The organism is Variovorax sp. RCC_210 (genome assembly GCF_041355175.1).
GTDB lineage: Bacteria > Pseudomonadota > Gammaproteobacteria > Burkholderiales > Burkholderiaceae_C > Variovorax.
The window spans coordinates 130253-143723 of record NZ_JBFUPJ010000015.1 but is presented as its reverse complement, the minus strand read 5'-3'; the positions used below and the strand labels follow the sequence as shown (position 1 = coordinate 143723).

The 13471-nt window shown below is 62.4% G+C and carries 16 protein-coding genes and 3 pseudogenes; 8 read left to right on the top strand and 11 right to left on the bottom strand.

The features are described from left to right. Positions 1–99: 99 nt before the first annotated feature. Positions 100–465 (top strand): response regulator, encoded by a 366-nt coding sequence (locus tag AB6807_RS31480; RefSeq protein WP_371087644.1) that lies wholly within the window; start codon positions 100–102, stop codon positions 463–465. A 373-nt stretch (positions 466–838) separates the two neighbouring features. On the opposite strand, the gene AB6807_RS31475 is transcribed toward AB6807_RS31480, so the two are convergent. The 3 genes and pseudogenes from AB6807_RS31475 to AB6807_RS31465 all read right to left on the bottom strand — a co-directional run bounded on the left by AB6807_RS31475 (position 839) and on the right by AB6807_RS31465 (position 2412). Next, positions 839–961 (bottom strand): hypothetical protein, encoded by a 123-nt coding sequence (locus tag AB6807_RS31475; RefSeq protein WP_371087714.1) that lies wholly within the window; start codon positions 959–961, stop codon positions 839–841. 86 nt (positions 962–1047) lie between these two features. Then, positions 1048–1110: pseudogene (locus tag AB6807_RS31470) on the bottom strand (transcriptional regulator); the annotation flags it as partial. Positions 1111–1527: 417 nt separating this feature from the next. Beyond that, a complete protein-coding gene (locus tag AB6807_RS31465) occupies positions 1528–2412 on the bottom strand; it encodes a LysR family transcriptional regulator (protein ID WP_371087643.1) in 885 nt (294 codons plus the stop codon). Between the two features lie 107 nt (positions 2413–2519). On the opposite strand from AB6807_RS31465, the gene AB6807_RS31460 reads away from it, so the two are divergent. Then, a complete protein-coding gene (locus AB6807_RS31460) occupies positions 2520–3878 on the top strand; it encodes an FAD-dependent oxidoreductase (protein ID WP_116913855.1) in 1359 nt (452 codons plus the stop codon). Between the two features lie 197 nt (positions 3879–4075). Then, positions 4076–5056 (top strand): tripartite tricarboxylate transporter substrate-binding protein, encoded by a 981-nt coding sequence (locus AB6807_RS31455; protein ID WP_165840538.1) that lies wholly within the window; start codon positions 4076–4078, stop codon positions 5054–5056. 418 nt (positions 5057–5474) lie between these two features. On the opposite strand, the gene AB6807_RS31450 is transcribed toward AB6807_RS31455, so the two are convergent. Next, positions 5475–6656: a porin gene (locus tag AB6807_RS31450; RefSeq protein ID WP_165840539.1), complete on the bottom strand. Its 1182-nt coding sequence runs from the start codon at positions 6654–6656 to the stop codon at positions 5475–5477. Positions 6657–7408: 752 nt separating this feature from the next. Beyond that, positions 7409–7741: pseudogene (locus AB6807_RS31445) on the bottom strand (multidrug efflux SMR transporter). A 200-nt stretch (positions 7742–7941) separates the two neighbouring features. On the opposite strand from AB6807_RS31445, the gene AB6807_RS31440 reads away from it, so the two are divergent. The 3 genes and pseudogenes from AB6807_RS31440 to AB6807_RS31430 all read left to right on the top strand — a co-directional run bounded on the left by AB6807_RS31440 (position 7942) and on the right by AB6807_RS31430 (position 9123). After that, positions 7942–8226: a hypothetical protein gene (locus AB6807_RS31440; protein ID WP_371087642.1), complete on the top strand. Its 285-nt coding sequence runs from the start codon at positions 7942–7944 to the stop codon at positions 8224–8226. 100 nt (positions 8227–8326) lie between these two features. Then, positions 8327–8631: pseudogene (locus tag AB6807_RS31435) on the top strand (zeta toxin family protein). Positions 8632–8865: 234 nt separating this feature from the next. After that, positions 8866–9123, top strand: a complete 258-nt coding sequence (locus AB6807_RS31430; RefSeq protein WP_371087641.1) for a hypothetical protein — start codon at positions 8866–8868, stop codon at positions 9121–9123. 147 nt (positions 9124–9270) lie between these two features. On the opposite strand, the gene AB6807_RS31425 is transcribed toward AB6807_RS31430, so the two are convergent. After that, the gene (locus AB6807_RS31425; RefSeq protein WP_371087640.1) at positions 9271–9663 is read right to left on the bottom strand and encodes a hypothetical protein; all 393 of its coding nucleotides are present in this window, start codon (positions 9661–9663) and stop codon (positions 9271–9273) included. 500 nt (positions 9664–10163) lie between these two features. Between AB6807_RS31425 and AB6807_RS31420 the strand changes: the two genes are divergently transcribed. Next, entirely contained in the window at positions 10164–10424 is a 261-nt protein-coding gene (locus tag AB6807_RS31420; protein ID WP_371087639.1) for a DUF3606 domain-containing protein, read from the top strand. A gap of 271 nt (positions 10425–10695) precedes the next feature. Here the strand turns inward: AB6807_RS31420 and AB6807_RS31415 are convergent, their stop codons facing one another. Together AB6807_RS31415 and AB6807_RS31410 are read right to left on the bottom strand one after the other, a co-directional pair. Continuing rightward, a complete protein-coding gene (locus AB6807_RS31415; RefSeq protein WP_371087638.1) occupies positions 10696–10914 on the bottom strand; it encodes a hypothetical protein in 219 nt (72 codons plus the stop codon). Positions 10915–10994: 80 nt separating this feature from the next. Further along, the gene (locus tag AB6807_RS31410) at positions 10995–11267 is read right to left on the bottom strand and encodes a hypothetical protein (RefSeq protein WP_371087637.1); all 273 of its coding nucleotides are present in this window, start codon (positions 11265–11267) and stop codon (positions 10995–10997) included. 1124 nt (positions 11268–12391) lie between these two features. Between AB6807_RS31410 and AB6807_RS31405 the strand changes: the two genes are divergently transcribed. Beyond that, positions 12392–12628, top strand: coding sequence for a hypothetical protein (locus AB6807_RS31405; protein WP_371087708.1), 237 nt, complete (start codon positions 12392–12394; stop codon positions 12626–12628). On the opposite strand, the gene AB6807_RS31400 is transcribed toward AB6807_RS31405, so the two are convergent. From AB6807_RS31400 to AB6807_RS31390, 3 genes are all read right to left on the bottom strand, one after another. Next, a complete protein-coding gene (locus tag AB6807_RS31400; RefSeq protein WP_371087636.1) occupies positions 12617–12898 on the bottom strand; it encodes a DUF3606 domain-containing protein in 282 nt (93 codons plus the stop codon). The two genes, AB6807_RS31405 and AB6807_RS31400, sit on opposite strands and share 12 nt — an antisense overlap. A gap of 99 nt (positions 12899–12997) precedes the next feature. Beyond that, positions 12998–13261 carry a hypothetical protein gene (locus tag AB6807_RS31395; RefSeq protein ID WP_116912545.1) on the bottom strand — a complete coding sequence of 88 codons (264 nt, stop codon included), beginning with the start codon at positions 13259–13261 and terminating at the stop codon, positions 12998–13000. Continuing rightward, a complete protein-coding gene (locus AB6807_RS31390; RefSeq protein WP_286518122.1) occupies positions 13258–13434 on the bottom strand; it encodes a DUF3606 domain-containing protein in 177 nt (58 codons plus the stop codon). Before AB6807_RS31390 ends, AB6807_RS31395 begins: the two co-directional genes overlap by 4 nt. Between the last annotated feature and the right edge of the window lie 37 nt (positions 13435–13471).

Here is a 13471-nt window from a genome sequence, read left to right as displayed (position 1 = left end):
TAGGCCTACAGGCACGGCGTGACTTGCACGTCTAAATAGCGACGGCCTAGTTTTCAGCCTGATCTTTTAACCGTGAGGTGGCGCCCTTGCGCAATCGCCATGCCACTCGTAACCATCTTGGTCGAAGACAGCAAGGTCATCCGGGACAACTTGATTCCAGCCCTGACGGAGCTTTCCGACGTCAACGTGGTGGGAATCGCAGAGACGGCAAGCGAGGCCATGTTCATTCTTGAAAGTCTCAAGGAAACATGGCAGTTGATCGTGGTCGATCTCTTCCTGCGCGAGGGGTCTGGTCTCACCGTCTTGCGCGCTTGCCAAGGGCGTCTGGCCCACCAGCGCGTGGTAGTGTTGACGAACTACCCTACCGAAGAAATGCGGCGCCGCAGCATGGACCTCGGTGCCGACGCGATTTTTGACAAGTCAAACGAACTTGACCTGTTCTTTGAATGGTGCAACTTGCCGTGAACCGAAATCCGTCGGAAGCAGGCACGTCGCGTTTGCCGCGAATCTTCCGGGAATACGACAACGACGTCCATAACTCGCGACGTCGCCACACCGTGCGGTTTGGACGATCGCGGACATGCGCTGCGCTGCCGCTATGCACTGAGGCACGCTACAGAGGCTCAGTCAAAGAAGGGGTTGCTGGACGCTCACCGCCCGCAGGCTCGTGGCAGACCGTGGTCGCCTCCTGCAAGGGTAAGGGCAAGCCCCTGCGCAGAAGTTGAACGAGGGAAGTCGGAGTTCAAAGTAGGGGCGCACGAAGACCTGAAGGTCCTCGCTGACGGGCCCGATAGTGATGCTGGCATAACAGCGCGCAGACGCGGCGAGCAAGCGCCCGTCAGAGAGCCAGTGTGAATCGCTCGTCGTTGGGTGCGGACACTGCCTCCTCACGCGGCTTTACTTTCGCGATGACCTTGCCGACCTCCTTTTGTGCAACCTTGAAATCGTAGGTCGCCTGCATGTTGCTCCAGCCCTGTGTCGGCCTCTTCGCCCAAAAAATCGGGTCAGGCGCAGAGCGGTGTCAGGCGTCACGCCCCGACGTTCGAGCACGGTGCCATTGATCCGCGAAGCGGGTACATGCAGCGCTTTGGTCAGCGCATTTGCCGTCATGCCGAGCGGCTTCAGACAGTCCTCGCGGAGGACTTCGCCAAGGTGAACCGGGCGCGTTCCGTTCTTGGACATCCATAACCCCTGCTGCCCCAGTGGGCGGATGTGCCCGGAGAGAAACGCCCCCAGGCGTCGGCGTTGTCCGTGTGGGTCACTTATCTGCACGTCGTAGGGGCCTGACTCACCCCATTTGAAGATCAGCCGCCACTGCTGATTGATCCTGAGGTGCCATGGAGCTCATAAAACTTAAGGTCGTTGCCGGGTGGCATCTTCATGAAGCTCATTGAAGGGGCGGCGTCCAACTCGGTAAGTTTACGAGCGCCGCATGACGGTCAGTAACCAGGTCAGCCGCCGGCACGCGCGCGGCAATCCGTTGGCTCCGAGCGCTCTGACGTTGGCAAGCCCCCGTGTGGTCGCCGGCTACTCGAGGAAGAGATCGGAGACCAGGGCGCGAAGCCATGCATTGGCCGGGTCCTGCTTGTAACGCTCGTGCCAGTGCTGTTTGATGGAAAACGTCGGCAGCTGGAACGGAGGCCGCACGGCCTTGACGTCGGCGATGCGCAGCAGCGTCTTCGCCACGCGGCTCGGCACGGTGACCATCAGGTCCGTGCTGGCAACCAGCCCGCCCAACCCGAGGAAATTGGGCATCTGCAGCGCGACATTCCGCTTCACGCCCAGCCGCTGCAGCTCTTCCTCGACCAGGTTCTGGCCGGTCCCGGACGCAGTCACCACGACGTGGTTCTCCCGCCGGAACATCGCTTCGGTCAGGCGGGTGCGCACCCGTGGGTGGCCGCTGCGCACCACACAGGAGAAGTCCTGCTCGAAAAGCTTCTGCTGGTAGAACCCAGCCTCGAGCTGCGGCATGAAGCCGACCGCCAGGTCCGCCTCCCCCGACTCCAGCGCCTTCGGTGTCTGGGCCGAAATGTGAGTGATTTCCACGTTGATGCCCGGCGCGATCTGGCGCAACCGGTTGATCAGCGGCGGCAGCAGCGCCAGGTGCGTGATGTCCGTCATGCAGATGCGGAACGTTCTTTGTGCTGTGGCGGGTTCGAACACGGCTTGTTTCCGGGAGATGCCACGTAGCAACTCCAAGGCTTGCCGCACCGGCGTCACCAACGAAGTGGCATGCGGTGTCGGCTGCATCCCGTCGGCGGTTCGCACGAACAGGGGGTCGCCGAAGTGGCGTCGCAGCCGCGCCAGGGAGATGCTGACGGAGGACTGGGCGATGCCGAGATTTTCCCCGGCCCGCGAGACGCTGCGGGTCTTGTAGACCTCGTCGAACACAGTGAGGAGCTTCAGATCCACTATTTATCTTTCCGTTTTCAGTTATTCGACGCATCGCATTGCTCAAATAGTGTGCCAAAAACAGAATGCCGGCAATCATGAACATTGCTGACTCTGGAAACCTACGCATGCACGACACCAAGAGGGCCACTGTGAACGAGCCCAGCCGGGAGACCCCGGTGTGGGGCGACTACGAGGTCGTTGTCCTCGGAGGCGGGCCGGCCGGCATCGCAGCTGCCGCGTCCTCGGCGCGCCTCGGCCGCACCACCCTGCTCATCGAGGGCTACGGGTTCCTGGGTGGCATGGGGACGGCTGCCGGCGTGACGAACTTCTGCGGGCTGCACGCCAACGTGTACGGCAACATCAAGCAGGTGGTGCACGGCGTGGCCGACGAACTGTTGGCCGGCATCGATGCGTTGAACGGCCTGAGTGCGCCGCACGTGATCCTCGGCAAGATTGCCGCACAGGCTTACGACAACGCTGCCTTCAAGGTGGCCGCGGACGATCTGGTGCTGCGCAGCGGCGCACAACTGCTGTTCCACGCCCGCCTCGTCGGCGTCGTGATGAACAGCCCCGACGAGATCCATGCAGCCCTGATCGAGACCAAGTCCGGCCGGTATGCGGTGCGGGCCCAGACCTTCATCGATTGCACGGGCGACGGCGATCTTGCGGCGCTGGCCGGAGTTCCGTTCGAAAAAGGGACGAGCGCGCGCGACATGATGTTTCCGTCCACCATGTTCCGGGTCAACGGCGTGGACGCCGCGGTCGCGGGTGAGGCCTACGACCGATTCGGCCACCTCATGAACGAAGCCGAGAAGACCGGCCGCAGGTTCCCGCGCAAGACGCCCATCATCCGTCCGCAGAAGAACCCTTCCGAATGGCGCGCCAATGTCACGCAACTGGCGAATGCCGACGGTCACCCGGTCGACGGCACCGACGCGGCCCAACTCAGCGCGGCCGAAGTCGAAGGACGCCGGCAGATCGTCGATTTCTTCCAGTTTCTCCGAGAGTCCGCCCCGGGTTTCGAGAACTCGTACATCCTGGAGATTGCGCCGCAGGTCGGCGTGCGCGAGACCCGCCGCATCGTTGGCGAATACCAGCTGACCGAGGACGATGTGCTGCAGTGCACCAGCTTCGGGGACAGCATCGGCGTCAACGGCTGGATGATCGAGGAGCATGTGGCAGGGAACATTTCATTCCGATGGCAGGACATCCCCAACTGCCGAGGATTCAACCATTTGCCGTACCGCATGCTGCTGCCGCAGCGCGTGGACAACCTCCTCGTGGCAGGCCGCTGCGCTTCGATGACACACATGGGCCAGGCGGCTGCGCGGGTCTCCGGCGGCTGCTTCGTGATGGGCCAGGCGGCTGGCACGGCTGCGGCTTTGGCGTTGGAAGCCGGCGTGCGACCACGCAACCTCCCGGTCCCCCAGTTGCAGCGGCGGCTGGAAGCCGCAGGAGCCTATCTCGGGTGCGACATCCGGTGATCCGGAAGCGGCCATGGGAAAGCCGTCGCCTGAACGCCGCGCCACGGGCGTGGGCGACGATCTTTCAGCGCCAACGGCACGGGAACCTCAACAACAGCGACGCCGTCGTCGAGGCCCTTACCCATGAGTCCTGCTGAAGCAAGCGTGCGCGCGAGTCCGCGCTGCGGATCGGGCGGATGGCACCGCCAGGAGACCCCATGAACACCGCACGACGCACGCTCATCTCGGCAGCCGCTGGACTCGGATTCGGCCTGATGGCAAGACCCAGCAACGCGCAGGAGGACAGGGCCTGGCCCCGCAAGCCGGTGCGCGTGTTGCTGCCGGCCCCGCCAGGGGCCGCCATCGACTTCATCCTGCGGCTGCTGCAGCCGAAGCTGCAGGCGCTGTGGAGCCAGCCGATCGTCATCGAGAACAAACCCGGCGCGGGCGGCAACATCGCCCTGCAGGAGGTCGCGCGCGCCAGCGACGACCACACCTTGTTCGGCGGGCCCGACACGATCGTGACGGTGAACCCGGCCCTGTACAAGAAGCTGAGCTTCAACCCGCGCCAGGACATCGTCCCGGTCACTTACCTGGTCGCCTTCAACCAGGTGCTGGTGTGTCATCCCAGGACCGGGCTGCGAGACCTTGCGTCGCTGCTAGAGGCCGCGCGCAGCCGCACGCTCAGCTATGCCTCCAGCGGGGCCGGTGGTCCGAGCCACATGGCCATGGAGATGCTGCTGGGTGCCACCCACACAAAGATGATCCACGTCCCGTACCGCGGGCCAAGTCCCGCAGCATTGGACGTCGCCGGCGGACAGGTCGACTGCGCCTTCCTTGGCTCTACGAGCGTATGGCCCTTCGTCAAGGACGGTCGGCTGACCGCGTTGGCCGTCTCCGGTGCCAAGCGGTCGCCGCAATTCCCTACCGTGCCGACGGTCGGCGAGGGGGCGGTGCCAGGCTTCGACGCGACCTTTCACGAAACCCTGCAGGCGCCGCGCGGGATGTCTCAGGCGGTGATCGACAAGATCCAAAGGGACGTGGCAGCGCTGCTGCAGGCACCCGAGTCCAAGGCAGTCCTGCTGGACGCCGGCCTGCTGGTGGTGGCTAACACGCCGGCGCAGGCCGCTCAACAAGGCATCGCGGACGCCGCCAAGTGGGGACGGATTGCCAAGGCGATCCAGCTCACGCTGGACTGATTCGAGACCGGTGGCCGCACGGCTGGCCTTCTCACGCAGAGCGGGTTGGCCATGGCCGGTGGCCGCATTCCTTGATTCCCACTGGCCGACCTTCACTTTTCGCCCGCATCATCGTCGCACCCAACGTCCTGAAGATCGTGGCGATGGCGCCTGCAAGGCGCTGCCGCCACGGTGTCACGCCATGCTGTTCTCGGCGCCACAGCGTCCTGCCAACTGCCCCTGCCACAACAGGCTTGTCTCTCGCTGCGCAGGCGACGATCTGCCGCGCACGCGTGCCCTCGGCTGAGAGTGAAAACTCAGCGCTGCGTCCACCACGAGGCGAGGCGATGCAGAGCATGAGCTTTTCTGATGCCCGAGGAGCTTGCCCCGGCATATAGCGAACCCCCGACAGGGCGGCGTGCCGGGGGCGAAGTTCCGATCAGAAAGAGTGGCGCATCCCGATGGCGACGGCGCGCGGCTTGGTGCCCGGCGCGCCCGCGGCGAAGACAACGTCGTTGCCCAGCAGCGCGAATTGGCCGGTCGCATTGTTCGAGGTGCGGCCGTAGGACGTGTATGCGATGGTGCGCCTGGACAGGTTGTACGTGTAGGTCAGGCCCAGGCTGGTGGCTCGGCGTTCGGAGCCGCTCGGGTTGTCTTGCCGGATGCGCTGCACCTGGGCGTACACAGTGCTGGCACCGAACACGACCGACCCGCCCAGCCAGGTGTCGGACCCGTCCAACGGACCGTTCACGCGGAAGTGTCCCATCGAAACCGAGTAGTCGCCAAAGACATAGCGCGCACCCAGGGCCATGTCCGTGCGGCGGGCGTTCACGGTGAAGACCGGCGGCGTGCCTGCCGTCAGTGGCTGCTTGAGTTGCTGGAGCGAACCGCTGACGGTCAATCCACCGTCTACGTAGTCAGCGCCCAACCCGATGAATTCATTGGCGTGGCGCGGCGGCTGACCTGCTGCGCCGGTGCTCTCCGAACCCAGCCCGTAGGCCGCACGCGCGCGGAACCCGCCGACAACGGGCGACGTGTACACGAAGGCATTGCTGTTGCGCGCGCTGCGTTCCGGCCCCCCGAGCAAGGAAGTCAGCAGCTGGATGTTGCCCAGGTACTGGGCGCCACGGATGGTGTCGGTGGTCACGGCGGTATAGAACAAGGGCGTGTAGTCGCGGCCGACAGTCACCGTGCCGTAGGGGGTCTCCAACCCCACGACGGATCGGCGGTTGAATCCGATGACCTGCCTTCCGGTGGGCGCCGTGGGTGTGGCGCTGCCGTAGTCGCCCGTGTACGGCTTGGATGCGCCAGTGTCCAGATCAAAGCCCGTTTCAAACTGGAACACCGCTCTCATGCCGCCGCCCAGGTCTTCTGTTCCGCGAAGCCCCCAATGCGACGAGGACCCCACGCCCGAGGCAAGCGAGGTCTGCGTGCCCATGCCCGATGCACCGCTGCGACTCGACACGACGCTCGCATCCAGGTTGCCGTACAAGGTCAGGCTGCTCTGCGCCGCGGCGCCTGAGGCACCGAGTGCAAGTGTGGCGCAGGCCAGCGTGCCCGCTGTGGTCCTGCCCCGCTCCAGGGCTTTGGACGAATTCGTCTGAGAACGCAGTGTGTTCATGATGCTTTGTCTCCGATTATTGATATAGATCGAACCGCAGCCGGCCATCCGGACACCGTGCGCTGTCACGGTTCGCAGCGCCCGCGCAACCAAAGAAAGGCGCTTGGGCCGCGAAAGTCTGGTTTCGCACCACTATTTGGACAATGCCATTCCATCAATATTGAGAAACGTGAATCTAAATACAGAGGCGCGTCGAGTGCTGACGCACGAGGGCTGCGCCCGAGGGTTCGCAAGTGCTGCTGCGCGAGCGTGACCCGGGAACAAGCGGATCGTCGGAACGCGAGATCAAGCGCAGCGCATTTCGCAGGACAGCCCGACTGGCTTTCGCCGGTGGGTCCTGGGGCGCGTGCAGGGGGCCCGAAGGCCGGCTCAGAAATGGCCAAGGCGCGGCGAGCGCTGTACACGACGGCGTCCCCGTCTTCCGCGAAGTCGCTGTTGCGGCACGGGCGAGGAACGCGTCGCGATGGGGTTCGGAGAATCGACCAGGGTCCGCGGTGCGCGCCGCATCGGCGCTCTGAAGCGCACCTGTGCATGCTGCGGTTGTCGGCCAGTCGCTGCGACAGGGTGCGCATGGCGTTTTAGGCCCCACGGCCAGAGGCAGCGAACTGGTTGAACTTTCGGGCCTTGTGCCGGGACGGGCTCGCTCCGGAAAGGCGATTCGCAATCACCGTCGCCATCCAGCCGTCGCATCGGTTCACCCGAGATGCCGCGATCCAAACGCGCGCCAGTCGGCGTATTCGCCACGAGCAGAACTACCGCCAATCAAAGTTCAGGCAGATCACGCCGGCCACAACGAAGGCAAGGCCGATCAGGCGCATCGAATGGAAAGACTCGCCGAACCACAGCATGCCCACCACCGCCGTGAGTGCGGTGCCGACCCCGGCCCACACCGCATAGGCCACACCGACTTCCAGATGCCTTACGGACAGCGACATCAATCAGATTGCCAGCGCATACAGCGACCAGACAGCCAGTGAGGGCCACAGGCGGGTAAAGCCATAGGCATAGCGCAAGACGATGGTGCCGACCACTTCGGCGGCGATGCTGGCTGCAAGCAGCAGCCAAGCGAGTGCGTAGTAACGCATGGGAACCCCTGTCTCGGACCCTGCGCTGTACCGGGCAGGATCGGGAGGAAACAGAAGCGGTACCCAGAACCCTCAAATTGTAGAAAGAAGTCGTTGACCCCAGCTACGAAAATAGGAATGCCGCAATGTTGAGCACTTGCCCCCTGAATTTGTCAAAATCACTCATCAGGGCGCGCGTGCGCCCCAAATGGAGAATCGCAATGAAGTGGACCCAAGAGCAAGGAATCGCGTTTGAAACTGCGCGCGAGTGCATCACGGCGCTCATGTCCATCCTCACTGCTGATCTGGTTCAGGCGGAGGCCGAACACGGTCCTGATTCCCGGCAAGCCCTCGCAATCAACGCCGAGATCACCACTCTTTTCAAGGAGCGATCGGCGCTGACGCCTACCGACGTGGAGGGCGTCGCGCGCACTCTCGCCGCCTACGCTCCCTTGGTTCGTGAAGGTCTGGCCGAGCGTCGCGACAAGCAACTGCTGATTGCCTGATCAGTGGAACTCGACCGCCAGCTGCACTGCCTTTGAAGCAGACCACCAGAGAATTTTCGAGCGCTCCATCCTCCCACGGCTCTTTGCTGATGCCGCGCGCGTGGACGATCCTGTTGTAGTGCTGTTTGGCGGCCAGCCCGGCTCCGGCAAGAGCGCTGCCATCGCCGACGAGGTCGCGGTGATCAAGGCGCACGGCGGCGGCGTGGAAATCATCGGCGATGACCTGCGCAGCTTTCATCCAAAGTATGGGGACTCCTCGCTTCCGACGATCAAAAGGCTGCGTTCTACACCGACCTCGATGCCGGACCTTGGGTCGAGAACGCCATCCAGCACGCCGACTCGAGCCGCTACAACGTGGTGCTGGTGGGCACGTTTCGGCAGAGTGACGTGGTGCCACGACGATGACCCGATTCAGGCAGGAGGGTGGCCGAGTGAACGCCCGGGCTCGTGCCGTCAGCAAGCACATGAGCCACCAAGGCATCGTGGAGCGGTACGAGAAGCAGAGGGCCCAGTTCAGAACGGCCGCATGACAGACGTCCAAGTCGCACTTGGACGCCTACGACGGCATGCTGCTGACTGTGGAACGGATTGAGGGCGCGAAGCTCGCGGACAGCATTCGGCGTCCACCGACGTGGAGCCGTGGAAATCTATGCGAACGTGCTCGTGGCTGACGAATGGCGTCAGTCGCCCGAGGCTCAAAACGCGCTGAAAATCGAGCGGGACAGGCCTTGGTCGATGCCCGAGCACCAGAGATACATGGCAGGATGGCTTCGCATTCAGAAGATGTGGGGTGCACCAGGCCGAAATGCGACAGAGGCCGAATTGAACGCGGCGGCGCAGGCGAGCCAGTTGCGCAACGCCCTGCCTTTGCACCACGCGAACTCGACTTCGCGGTGACGCCGGTGGACGAGGCCGTTCCCAAGGGTCACGGCCAGTTTGCCGCGGCCTGTGCGTCAACCGCGCCTTCAAAGGCTCGCGCGGGCCAAGCAGTCAGGATTTCACAAGCACCCATCGCAAGTGCCGTGGTCGATCCGGCGTCGATCCTCAGTGACGGGCCTCATCCTGCATGAGCATGAAGACTTCGAAGTGCACGTCCAAATCGCCCTCAGGCAGCTTCACCATGTCGGTGACGCATTGGAAGACTTTCAGGGCCAGGTTTTCATTCATGGACTCACAGAAGGCTGTCTCGGAAGCGAACCGTGCACGCTTGCTTCCGACGAACTTGAATTTCAGGTCAGCCGACACCGTTCCAGGCCGGACCTCGTCTAGGCGGATGTGATCGTTCGTGAGAACGATGGGGTTTACCACCTGTCCCAGCATGCCCATCAAGGCCTCAAACCGGCTGGAGATAGTGTCCTTGTCGATGTCTGAAATGCTGATGGACATGGCCCCTGTGGTTGTCTCAACCCGGGCAACGAATGTGCTGGGAGCGGTCATGGTCGAGCCTCCTTCACCTTGATATGCAGCATACTGTACAAAAATACAGTATAGCCAAAGCTCTCATGAATGGAAGCAGGGATGGGAGCCTTGCATGGTCGCCAACGCATTCGCAGCTCCAAATTGCACCCAGTTCCTTCACAGCTCAAGGTGCGTCAACCAGCAATGCCGGGACCGCGCTGTCGCGGCGTTGCCTCCGAGCCGGCGCTTCGCATGTCTCGCCACCTTCGGGCTTCTATCGTGGCGCCTCCGAGCGGCGCTGCGCGCTGCACGCCGCGCTTGCGACGGTGTCTTGAGAAAGTCATTCGCTCCAGGAATAGGCCAAGCTCGCAGGTGCAAAAGGACCATAGACGACTTCGCGAGAAAGCGGATATGGTGCAGCACCGCTCATGACCGAGGGTTGGACAGGGCGAGTGCCGCTGACGAACTCGCCGAAGCCTGGCGGCCAGGCCTTCTTATCTTCGCTCCTCGACCACGACCACGACCACGACCGAAAAGCCATGAGCACCGACCCCAAAGATTTGCCCGATCGCATCGACATTCAAAACCCATTGGACGTTCGCCACTGGGCGGCCGAGCTTGTCTGCAGGCGCGACGATATCCGGGCGGCTGTGGATGCGTGCGGCCCGGATGTGCCTGGGGTTCGCGAATTCATCAGAGACGTTCAAGCGGGTCGCGACCAAACGAAGCCGCATGTGCGAGCCCAGGAGATGACCGCAGCAGCCATTGCGCGCGGCAAGTTGGGCATCAAGGGCGCCTAGGATGTTCTGAAGAAAGCTTAGTGCGACGGCGGGACAGGTGCACACGCTTCAGCATGAAGGAGCCGGAGAAGCTCTTGGACGCCCGGAGTGCTCGAGGTAATGCGTGCTCGCCGACGTTCGCCTTGAGGCCGCCAATGCCGGCGCGACGCGACTCCACTATCCCGCCTGCGGCTATGGGGTCAGGATGAATTTTTTCGGGTAGGCGTTGCCGTGCGCCTTCCAATGGTTCAAGACGGCTTTAGTCATCGAGAGATACAGCGATGCCATCGGGTCAGGCCTTCGCACGCTCGCGGATGATCTCGACAGGCCCGATGCCGTCATAGATGACCTCGTTTGTCTTCAGGGACGTGACGGTCCAGCGGTCGCCAGGCGTCACCTTGTAGTCGCCAGGGCTCAGCGGAATCGGGCGGTCTTCGCTCACGTCCCGGCCCAGCCAAGACGGCGCACGCAGGATTGTGATTTGATCTTTGAAAAAGTCAGGTTGGCTCATGGAACGATTGTCGTCAGCGGACCGAAGTGGTCGTCTGCGGCGCGCGAAGAGCACTCGCGCGTCGGCGAACTGTTTTGCCCCTATGCGCGAAGCGGCTGACCAGTCGACGTCGCGGCCGGATGCAACTGGAAGCGAAATGTCTGCTGAATGGGATTACTGAGCCATGCTCGCCCCGCGTGTTCCGCTGCGTTGCGCGCCTTTTGCCACCTCAGCGAACGGTCGGAGTCGAGGTGAGAATAGCCGTCTCGATGCGGGCGCTCTTCCTGCTGCCAGGCGCAGAAGCATGCGATCAGTTCGGCAGCGTCGGGAAACGCTTCCTCCAGGTGCCCGACGTAAACGCTGGCAGCCACCATCGTGTCTCGGAAGGTCGGACATGGCCCTTCAACCGTTGCGGAGAAGATGCGTCCGCTGCCTGCCTGAATGTTCCGCATAACGCTGTGCTTGCGCTTCCGATCGTGTTGCACAGCGACTAGGGGCGGTGTGCGAGATTGGGTGAGATGCCACTCGAAATGAGAATCGAGGTACGAACACGGTGCTCATGAAAACGGCGCAAGCCGCGAAAAGCAGCATCTCGACGCCGACCCTAGTTGTTTCAGCGTGTTTCCACTGTAAGCCAAAAGGCCGCAAAACCCTAATTGTCGGAAACGGAACCTGTGCGCTGCGGTTGCCTCAGCTTGCTCAGCCGCTCAAAGCGGCTTCGATTGGTACCCCGTGTCTCGCCAATTCCCTAGCCCACCACATCCCGCCAGACGTGATCCGGACCAATGCGGCGAATTGAAGTGCGCTGTTCGACGCAGAGTGCTGGGGAGGCAGGACGTTGCGCCAACGTCCTACCTATAAAGCGTGAGGAAGTAGTACCTTGGTTTCTATGGGCAAAAAGAAACCAGACAATCTGACGTCGATTCGCGCCAAGTTCGGCGTCCCTGCCCGGCGAGGCGGCGTAGTCCAGGTCAACGGCCGCTCAGGGATCATTACCGGCATGAGCGGGGACTTGGTTCGCGTCAGGCTCGCAGGAAATGATGCAGGACTCCCCTTTCATCCCCTCGAAATTGTTTACTGCCAACCCGCCGGCGCGCATTGAAGCGCGGGCGTTTCGCCTTTGGCGGGATAGGGCGGTATGGAAGCCAGTGCTTTCGCCCTGTTTCTTTCCACCGAAGCTGCGTCTTTGCACAAGCGACTTTTGAAGTCCGAAAGTGCTGTTGTCGTCGCGGAATCCCCCTTCGCGGGTGAGGCGCGGATCAAAAAGAAACCTCGCCGGAGCGGGGCCAAGGAGGCAGGCTTGTGGTCAAGGGAGGTTCGGAAGCGCTGCCCCACGCGCAGTCTAGGAAAGGCAAAGAAGCGTAATTTGTAGGTCAACTGCTTAACTCTCCGCGTTACGTCACCAGCTTGCGGTTTTGATTTTGGACATTGACACTCCATTGGGAGCGGCATACAAAACTTCGTGCCGTACAAAACGACGAGGAGTGATGTAGTGCCCATGAATTTCCTGCGACGCATCGAGCACGCGTCGTTTCCGCTGGCAGTCCACGAGGAGGGCGACATTCAGTGCGCGGCCGTTTTGGCCGCGGCTCAACTTATTGAGGCGAACCTTCCGGACCCTGGCGCTGTCCCAGGGAAAAGCGGTGTTGTGCTTCGGATCACGCCCATGGGGCGGGCAGAATTGAGCCGACTCAGTGAACAAGGAAAAAGTGGCGTTGATTTCTCAGGAATTTGACGTCCATGCAGGCGGCCAAGGCGGCGGAGTCGTTTCGGTCGACTGGGACGCCGCTACGCTGGCAACTGCTTGTTGGGCTGAAGCAGGTCCTTGCGTTCGCGCATCGCCACTTAAGGCGTCAAGATAAGCTCGGACGTTCTCGGCTGAGTTTCCAACTGCGCGCATTGCAATGCGCAACTCTGCGACGCTGCAGCCAAGGTGCTTTGCCCAAGCTTTTGCTTCGCTCGCAGTTCCTGCAGAAATGTTTTGAGTTCTGGTACGGGGCCGCATAGTAAAACAGCGCGAAAAAGGTTATGCGAGCGGCCCTCTGCGCCAATACCGTGCCATCTTTCGCCAGCCGCATAACAAGGCGTAGAGAGCCATTTCGAATCACGTCAAAGGTAGGCCTACGGGCGCCGCATCTTCATCGTCGCCGCTCTCTTCACGCGGGCCGATGCGTTCGTCTGGCGCATACCTGATGAGTGCAGTTGTCCCGGCCTGCAGCGCATCAAGCCACATGTCGTAGCCCTCGGGCGCCGACTCCAGTTCGCGCCACTGCGAAGCGTCGTCACCTTCTTCCATGAGCACCCAGTAGAAGCGCCCCGGGTCGGGCTCGTCGACGTGGACAGCGATGCGTCGGATGTGCGAAGTCATTTTTTCTTCAGGTAGACGCGCACGGCTTCTGCTGAGTTGCCTACGGCTCTGACAGCTTCTCGGAGTTGCGCCTCCGTGCAGCCAAGGGACTTGGTCCACGAGAGAACCTCGTGCGGCTCATTCAGGGCGATGAGCTTCCTGTCGAGGCCGGTCTTTTTCGGGTCGTCGGTCATGGTGTTCCTCTGATGTTCGGCACGGCGCCGAGCCATG